The 6,940-nt window shown below is 72.3% G+C and carries 8 protein-coding genes and 1 pseudogene; 4 read left to right on the top strand and 5 right to left on the bottom strand.

Annotated elements, in window-relative coordinates:
- A partial coding sequence (locus AB0M30_RS47195; RefSeq protein ID WP_364599193.1) for a peptide deformylase occupies positions 1–578 on the bottom strand: 578 nt, incomplete at its 3' end.
- Between the two features lie 155 nt (positions 579–733).
- Between AB0M30_RS47195 and AB0M30_RS47190 the strand changes: the two genes are divergently transcribed.
- Together AB0M30_RS47190 and AB0M30_RS47185 are read left to right on the top strand one after the other, a co-directional pair.
- Positions 734–1,042 (top strand): DUF3263 domain-containing protein, encoded by a 309-nt coding sequence (locus AB0M30_RS47190; RefSeq protein WP_013230291.1) that lies wholly within the window; start codon positions 734–736, stop codon positions 1,040–1,042.
- On the top strand, positions 1,039–1,683 hold the full coding sequence (locus AB0M30_RS47185) for a LytR C-terminal domain-containing protein (protein WP_364599190.1): 645 nt from the start codon (positions 1,039–1,041) through the stop codon (positions 1,681–1,683). The genes AB0M30_RS47190 and AB0M30_RS47185 overlap by 4 nt, the downstream gene beginning before the upstream one ends.
- Before the next feature lie 39 nt (positions 1,684–1,722).
- Here AB0M30_RS47185 and AB0M30_RS47180 read toward each other — a convergent pair whose 3' ends face one another.
- From AB0M30_RS47180 to AB0M30_RS47170, 3 genes are all read right to left on the bottom strand, one after another.
- A complete protein-coding gene (locus tag AB0M30_RS47180) occupies positions 1,723–3,987 on the bottom strand; it encodes an AAA family ATPase (protein ID WP_364599187.1) in 2,265 nt (754 codons plus the stop codon).
- Between the two features lie 262 nt (positions 3,988–4,249).
- Positions 4,250–5,206, bottom strand: a complete 957-nt coding sequence (gene pssA / locus AB0M30_RS47175) for a CDP-diacylglycerol--serine O-phosphatidyltransferase (RefSeq protein WP_103336375.1) — start codon at positions 5,204–5,206, stop codon at positions 4,250–4,252.
- 3 nt (positions 5,207–5,209) lie between these two features.
- Positions 5,210–5,935 carry a phosphatidylserine decarboxylase gene (locus tag AB0M30_RS47170; protein WP_364599184.1) on the bottom strand — a complete coding sequence of 242 codons (726 nt, stop codon included), beginning with the start codon at positions 5,933–5,935 and terminating at the stop codon, positions 5,210–5,212.
- 248 nt (positions 5,936–6,183) lie between these two features.
- Here AB0M30_RS47170 and AB0M30_RS47165 point away from each other — a divergent pair, with 248 nt between their 5' ends.
- Positions 6,184–6,414 carry a hypothetical protein gene (locus tag AB0M30_RS47165; protein WP_364599181.1) on the top strand — a complete coding sequence of 77 codons (231 nt, stop codon included), beginning with the start codon at positions 6,184–6,186 and terminating at the stop codon, positions 6,412–6,414.
- 40 nt (positions 6,415–6,454) lie between these two features.
- Here the strand turns inward: AB0M30_RS47165 and AB0M30_RS47160 are convergent, their stop codons facing one another.
- A complete protein-coding gene (locus AB0M30_RS47160) occupies positions 6,455–6,745 on the bottom strand; it encodes a GlsB/YeaQ/YmgE family stress response membrane protein (protein WP_364599178.1) in 291 nt (96 codons plus the stop codon).
- 72 nt (positions 6,746–6,817) lie between these two features.
- Between AB0M30_RS47160 and AB0M30_RS47155 the strand changes: the two are divergent.
- Positions 6,818–6,940: pseudogene (locus AB0M30_RS47155) on the top strand (ArsR family transcriptional regulator); the annotation flags it as partial.

Raw genomic sequence — 6,940 nt, 5'->3', positions numbered from 1 at the left:
CAGATGACGGCGCCGTCGTCCTCGGGGGTCCGCGGCGGCAGCCAGGAGTTGCCCGGCACGCCCCACTTGTTGGACTTCAGCATCTTCTTCGCGGCGCGCGCGTGCCGCCCGACCAGGCGGTCGAGGTAGATGTACCCGTCCAGGTGATCGGTCTCGTGCTGCAGGCAGCGCGCGAAGTAGCCGGTGCCCTCGACCTCGATCGGGTTGCCCTCGACGTCGGAGCCGGTCACCTTCGCCCAGTTCGCCCGGCCCGTCGGGTACGACTCGCCGGGCGCCGAGAGGCAGCCCTCCCAGTCGTCGTCCGGGTCCGGCATGGTCTCCGGGATCTCCGACGTCTCCAGCTTCGGGTTGACCACGACGCCCTTGTGCCGCACGCCTTCGTCGTCCGGGCAGTCGTAGACGAACACCCGCAGATCGAGGCCGATCTGGTTGGCCGCGAGGCCGACTCCCTCGGCGGCGTACATCGTCTCGAACATGTCGTCCACGAGCGTGCGCAGCTTCTCGTCGAACTCGGTGATCTCCCGAGTCGGCTGGTGCAGCACGGGTTCGCCGGCGATAACGATGGGGTGGATGGTCACGGCGAGCCAGTTTAGTCGGACCCCTCTGGTAGACCTGCATCAGACCGTGACGCGCCGACGTCGATGCCCACGTCGGCGGCTGCTTCCGTGGTTGAATGGCGCCCGCGGAAGAGCTGGATCTGATTCGCCATGACGCCCGATTGAGAGGGACTCGGATGGACGCCGCGGAGTCGATGGCTGAGCCGCAGCCGTCGCCGCCGAAGCCCGTGCCCGGCCTGACCGAACGCGAGGTCGAGATCCTCGCCTTCGAGCGCCAATGGTGGCGGCACGCCGGGGCGAAGGAGAACGCCATCCGCGAACGCTTCGACTTGTCTGCGACGCGCTACTACCAGCTGCTCAACAAGCTGCTGGAGAAGCCGGAGGCGATCGAAGCCGACCCGATGCTGGTGAAGCGGCTGCGCAAGACCCGCGCCGCCCGCCAGCGCAAGCGAGGCGCCCGGCGACTGGGGATCGAGCTGCAATGAGTGTGTTTTCGGGAATGTCCCGGCCGATGAAGGCCGCGGGTGTCGCGCTGATCGGCGTGGCGATCATCGCCGCCGTCATCGGCGGGATCACCGCGCTGGGCGGGGGCGACGGGTCGAACGAAGCCGGGCCGAGCGGCACGTCGACGCAGCCGGGCACGTCCGGCGGGCCGTCGTCGGCGGCGCCGTCGTCGTCGACCTCGTCTTCGGCGACACCGCCGTCGAGCTCGACGAGCTCTTCGTCGCCCACGCCGCCGTCGCCGAGCTCGCCGCCGCCCGGCCAGGCGACGTCGCCCGCCCCCGGCGGCCCCGGTCAGCCGGGTGGCGACCAGCAGGCGTCCAACAAGTGGGTGACCGTCCGGGTGTTCAACAACTCGACGATCAAGGGCCTGGCGGACCGGGCGGCGGAGGACTTCCGCGGCGGGGGCTGGAACGTCAACGAGGTCAGCAACTACTCCCAGGGCATCATCCCGACGACGACGGCGTTCTACCGCCCGGGCACCGACGAGGAAGCCGCGGCCAAGCAGCTCGCGCAGGAGTTCGGCATCAAGGCCGAGCCGCGCTTCGAAGGCATCCAGAGCGCGAGCCCCGGGGTGATCGTCATCGTGACGAAGGAATACCAGTCGGGCCACAAGGGCAGCTGAGTTCCGCCAAGAGGCGGCCGTCACCGACGGCCGCCTCTTTCATTCCCCGGACTGCGTCTTCGCGTACGCCTCGAGGGTGGCCAGCTGGGCCGGGTCGAGGCTCGGCCGGACCCTCTTCCGGGCCGCGTCCAGGTGCGCCGCGGTGACTTCGCGAGCCTCCAGCGACTCGCGCATCGCCGTCAACGCCGCTTCGCGGATCAACGCCGCGCAGTCGGCCGCCGAGTAACCGTCCAGAGTGGACGCCACCGCGGCCAGGTCGACGTCGCCGGCCAGCGGGGTGTTCTTCGAGCTGGCGGCGAGGATCGCCGTGCGGGCTTCGGCGTCCGGCGGCGGCACGTAGACGCGGCGCTCGAGCCGGCCGGGCCGCAGCAGCGCCGGGTCGACGAGCTCCGGCCGGTTCGTCGCGCCCAGCACGACGACCTCGCGCATCGGCTCGACGCCGTCGAGCTCGGTGAGCAGGGCGGCGACCACGCGGTCGGCGACACCCGAGTCGGACGACTGGCCGCGGCGCGGGGCCAGCGCGTCGATCTCGTCCAGGAAGATCAGCGCGGGGGCGGCCTCCGCGGCCCGGCGGAACAGCTCGCGCACCGCGCGTTCGGACTCGCCGACCCACTTGTCCATCAGCTCGGCGCCCTTGACCGCGAACACGTTCAGCGCGCCGGTGCCGGCCAGCGCCCGCACGAGGAACGTCTTGCCGCCGCCGGGCGGCCCGTAGAGCAGCACCCCGCGCGGCGGCTCGACGCCGAGCCGGGCGAACGAGTCCGGGTACCGCAGCGGCCAGAGCACGGCCTCGGTGAGGGACTGCTTGACGTCGACCATGTTGCCGACGTCGTCCAGGGTCAGCCCGCCGGTGGCCAGGTTGTCCGAAGTGGACATCGAGACCGGCCGGACGGTGGCCAGCGCGTCGAGCAGGTCCTGCTGCGAGATGCGCGGCTCGTCGGTGTCGCGCTGGCGCAGCGCCGCCCGCAGCGCGGCGTCCCGGCGCAGCGCGATCAGGTCGGCGGCGACGAAGCCGGGCGTCCGCTCGGCGAGGACGCCGCAGTCGATGCCGGTGTCGAGCGGGACGTCGCGGAGCAGGACGTTCAGCAGCTCGCGGCGGGTTTTGGCGTCCGGGAGGGCGAGGCCGAGCTCGCGGTCCAGCAGGTCGGCGGCGCGCAGCCGCGGGTCGGCCGATTCCGCGCGGGCCGTCGTCGCGACGACGGCGAAGCGCTCGCGCCGCAAGGCTGTGCGCAGTTCTTCCAGCACGACGGTGGCGACCGGCGGCGGGGTCGTCGCGGGCAGCAGCGCGTCGACGTCGGTGAGCAGGAGGACCGACGGGCCTTCGGCGGCGCGGACGGCCTCGCGCAGGCGTGCCACGGCGACGTTCGGGTCCAGCACGGCGAGGTTCGGCGCGGCCAGCGGGATCACGCGGATGCCGGCTTCGTTCGCGACCGACCGGACGAGCGTCGCCTTGCCGACGCCTTCGGGGCCGGACAGCAGGACGCCGAGGTGGGCGGGCGCGCCCAGCCGGGCCAGCAGCTCGGGCCGGTGGAAGGCCAGGTCGAACCACTCGTCCAGCTTGCGCGCGGCGGCCTCGGCGCCGATCAGGTCGGCCAGCGGGACGACGGGCTCTTCTTCGGTGGCGGCCTCGTCCTCGACGACCTCGGCGTCGATCCACTCCTCGGCCGCGGTGACGGCGGAGGTGCGGACCAGCGCGGTCGCCGTCCGGGGCGCGGCCGGTTCGGCGGTGCCGGGCCGGGCGCCGTCCCGCCAGGTGACCACTGTGGACGGTCCGACCGCGACGGGACCGCCCGGCTCGGTCGCGGTGACGGTGAGCAGCTCGTTCGTCCAGGTCGCGCCGATCGCGCGTGACAGCTGGCCGCGCAGGCCGGCCGGGTCCGACCCCGGCGACGGCGCGAGGTCCTGCGGCAGCAGCGAAACGGCGTCCCCGACGGTGAGGACCTTGCCGATCAGCGCGAGCCGCAGCATGTGCGGGCTGACCGAGACGCTGGCCAGCCGCGACCCGGCGACGGTCACCGTCTTCGCCGCGGCGACGTCGGCCGGCGCGACGACGATCTCCGAGCCCTCGGTGACGCCGAGGTTCGACATGGTGACGTCGTCGGTGAGGACGATCCCGGGCACGTCGGCCTCATCGGTCGGCGCGGCGAGGGCGGCACTGACCCGGGCGCCGGTGAGGTGCACGGCGTCCCAGGCCCGCAGGCCGAGCGCATCGAGGACTTCGGGATGCAGCCGGACAACGCCGCGGCGCGTGTCCAGCGCGGACGGCGTGTGCCGGACGGTCAGCGTGATCTGCGGGTGGCTCACGCCGTTCACCCTAGCGATCCACCGCGCTCCCCGGGGCTCCCGGACACCCACCCCGTGTCGACCCCTCAATCACGCGAGTCGACCCCTCAATCACGAGTGTCGACCCCTCAATCACGGGTGATGTCCGCCGGATCACGTGCCCGGACGGTCGGTTCCCGTACCTGGAGGGTCGACTCGCGTGCCCGGACGGTCGGTTCGCGTGCCTGGAGGGTCGGCTCGCGTGATTAGGGAGTCAACTCGCGTGATTGGCGGGTCGACACGGCTACTTGCGGCGGAGGCCGATCTGGCGCCAGGAGCGGCGGCGCTGGCCGTTGCCGTTTTCCGAGGTGACGCGGGGGGTGCGGACCGTCTCGCCGGTGCGGGGGAGGCGGACCGCGCGCATCGCCGCGCCCGCGACGCGGCGGCGCAGCGGGCGGCGCAGGCCGAGGCGGCGGGGGGACCGGGCGCGGCGGATCGCGCGGCGCTCGCTCGGCGGGACCGTCCAGGCCTCCGGGTGTGCCGCCAGCCAGCGGTGCCGGTAGATCGAGTACGGGATGTGCGCCAGGTACAGCACCATCGCCGCGAGCAGCGCGACCAGCGGGAACTGGATGATCGCCGCCGCCAGGAGGGCGACGCCGAGCAGGAGCGGCGCGATCGCCTTCGGGGGTGCCTTGACCGTCTTCAGCGACAGCGTCGGGATGCGGCTGATCAGCAGGGCCGCGATGGCGACCGTCCACGCCCACACGACGTACTGCGACGACCACCAGCCCTCGCCCCACTGCAGGTACGCCACCAGCGGCAGCATCCCCAGCAGGCCGCCCGCGGGCGCCGGGACGCCGACGAAGAACTCGCTCGCGTACGGCGGCTGCTCGGTGTCGTCGAGCAGCGTGTTGAAGCGCGCCAGCCGCAGGATCATGCAGACGGCGAAGATCAGCGACGCCACCCAGCCGATCCGGTCGGCGCCGGTCTGCCACACGTAGATCACCAGCGCCGGGGCGACGCCGAAGGAGATGCCGTCGGACAGCGAGTCCAGCTCCGCGCCCATCTTCGACGTCGCGTCGAGCAGGCGGGCGATCCGGCCGTCGAGGCTGTCGAGCACCGCCGCGATGCCGATCGAGGCGATCGCCATCGCGTAGTTCTTGGTCAGCGCGAACTGCACGGCCGACAGGCCCGCGCACAGCGCCAGCACGGTGATGGCGTTCGGCAGCAGCCGGACGCCCGGGGTGGTCACGCGGACCATCGATCAGCCTTTCGCAGGCGCGGCAGGGAGTTCGGCGATGACCGTCTCGCCGCCGACCGTGCGCTGGCCCTTGCTGACCAGCACCGTCGAGCCCGGCGGGAGGTACAGGTCGACCCGCGAGCCGAACCGGATGATGCCGTACGTCGAAGCGGCGCCGACCTTGTCGCCCTCGCGGATCTCGCAGAGGATGCGGCGCGCGACCAGGCCGGCGATCTGCACGACGACGAGCTCGTGGCCGTCTTCGGTGCGCATGAGCACGGTGTTGCGTTCGTTGTCGTCGCTCGCCTTGTCCAGGTCCGCGGACAGGAACTTGCCGGGCCGGTAGGCGACCCGCTCGATCACGCCGTTCGCCGGCACGCGCTGGACGTGCACGTCGAACACCGAGAGGAACACCGACACGCGCATCCGCGGCTCGGCGGGCAGGCCGAGCTCGGCGGGCGGGACGGCTTCCTCGATCAGGGACACGAGACCGTCGGCCGAGGCGAGCGCGACGCCGTCACGCGGCGGCGGGACCCGCTTCGGCTCGCGGAAGAACGCGGCCATGGCCACCGTCGTCAGCGCGCCCAGGACGCCGAGGCGCTTGGAGAACCGGCGCGCGACCAGTGTCGCGGCGACGCCGCCCGCCACGAACGGGCGACCGGCGGAGTGCATCGGCGGCAGCGTCTCGCGGGCGAGCTGGAGGGCGTGGGCGACGGGGTTGCCGGCGGAATCCGGCCGGGTGCCGCTCATGGTCGGGTCCCCTGATTTCGTCTCGGAAGATCGGATGGGCGCCGGGGTCCGGCAGCCGCGTACGGGCGCCCCCACGCTACCGCTGCCCCAGGTGAGCGTGTCCGCGCGCCCCTGCCGGACTCCTCCGGGAGGGGGTCACCGCGGCGGGTGGGAATGATCGCTTCGTCGTAACGGAAGGTCGATTTCACCGATAACGCTAAGTAGTTGCCGCCGTTCGGGGCGCTGCCCCGCCTGACCTGTGAGGACCGATGAGCGACCGCCGCGATCCCGCCGAAGCCCAGCTTCGCGAGCTCTTGGGTGCGTGGCGCCAGGAGATCGACGAGGTGCCCGTGCCTTCGCTCGTCGACCCGGTGCACGCGGCCGCGGTCGTCATCGAGGCGAGGAGGGCGCGGAAGGCGAAGGAAGGAGGCCGGGTGCATCCGCCCCCCGACGGCGCACGCACCCGGCCGCCCGGAGATGCGTGTGAGGAAGCAGTCTAGCGGCCGACGGCCCCGTTGATCACCATTCGTCCGGCAAAAGTTACCAACGGTCACTCGGACGCCGGGCCAGGCCGCTGGCGAGCCGCAGGATCGCCAGCAGGACGACCGCCCCGAGGATGGCCACGCCGAAGCTGGGGAAGTCGAAGCCGAAGTCGAACGTCCTCGTCTGGCGGGTCGCGAGCCGGTAGACCAGCCCGCCCAGGGCTGCGCCGACGACTCCGACGAGCACGCTGACCAGGCAACCTTGCCGGCGCCGCTCCCGTCCGCCGACGACCAGGTTCGCGACCCAGCCGACGATCGCGCCGAAGATCACCCATGCGACGAAACCCATGGCCGGAGTTTACGCGAGCAGACGTACAAGCGCCATTGCACAAGAGCTGTTGTACAACTACTCTTGTGCTTTATGAGCGAGGACATCCGGGAAATCCGGGATTCGAAGGTGCTGGCCGCCATGTCCCACCAGCTGCGGCGCCGGCTCCTGGAGCTGCTCCACCTCGACGGCCCGGCGACGGCGTCGATGCTGGCC

This window comes from Amycolatopsis sp. NPDC051716 (genome assembly GCF_040681595.1).
In the GTDB taxonomy this organism is placed as follows: Bacteria; Actinomycetota; Actinomycetes; order Mycobacteriales; family Pseudonocardiaceae; genus Amycolatopsis.
The sequence above is the reverse complement of the archived record's forward strand: the minus strand, read 5'-3'. Positions and strand labels throughout refer to the sequence as shown.